This is a genomic window from Streptomyces flaveus (assembly GCF_014647675.1).
Taxonomy (GTDB): domain Bacteria; phylum Actinomycetota; class Actinomycetes; order Streptomycetales; family Streptomycetaceae; genus Streptomyces; species Streptomyces flaveus.
On record NZ_BMPQ01000101.1, the window covers coordinates 1 to 625 of the forward strand.

A 625-nucleotide genomic window follows, 5' to 3' on the forward strand; every position below is an offset into this window, starting at 1 on the left:
CCACCAGCCTGGCGGCCAGTTCCTCGACCGGCATGCTGCGCGCCAGGACGTTGGTGGCACCCGCTTCGAGCAGCGCCGCGGGGCAGGTGTCCTCGGGCACGAGGACGGTCACGGGTGCCAGCCGCCGCAGCAGCTCGGCTCGACGGCGGCCAGCCGGACGAGGTGGGCACGCTCCCGCTCGGCGCCGGCGGCACGCTCCTCCAAGGCCGCCACCAACAGCCGACGGGTCCGCAGTACGTACGCGGTCAGCCACACCGCCGCGCAGATGCCGGTGAAGGTCAGGTTCTCGCTGAACTCGTCCCAGTCGGCCGCCGAACTGAGCGAGGAGATCCCGCCGAAGGCCAGCACGTTGCCCACGAGACGATGCCACCGGCGGTGTACGCCCTCCACATCTCCTCGGCACGGCTCACCACCGTCACCATCGCGATGAGGACGGCGATGTCGTACCCGGTGAGTTCCCCCGCCAGCGGCTCGGCGAGGGCCGCCAGCAGATACTGCGTCAGGGCGAGGGCGGCGACGACCGCCATGACGGTCAGAGGAGCACGACGGCGAAACACCACGGCCAACGCCATGGAGAGGCCGATGAGTTGGTCGTAGCCCGTGTCGTAGAACAACGTCGTATAGG

At 70.1% G+C, this 625-nt stretch carries 2 protein-coding genes; both read right to left on the reverse strand.

The features are described from left to right. Positions 1-108: 108 nt before the first annotated feature. Positions 109-357 carry a hypothetical protein gene (locus tag IEZ21_RS46970; RefSeq protein WP_189327924.1) on the reverse strand — a complete coding sequence of 83 codons (249 nt, stop codon included), beginning with the start codon at positions 355-357 and terminating at the stop codon, positions 109-111. Next, positions 279-625 (reverse strand): DUF7134 domain-containing protein (locus tag IEZ21_RS47160; protein WP_444544985.1); only part of this gene is annotated, 347 nt, incomplete at its 5' end. The genes IEZ21_RS46970 and IEZ21_RS47160, both read right to left, overlap by 79 nt.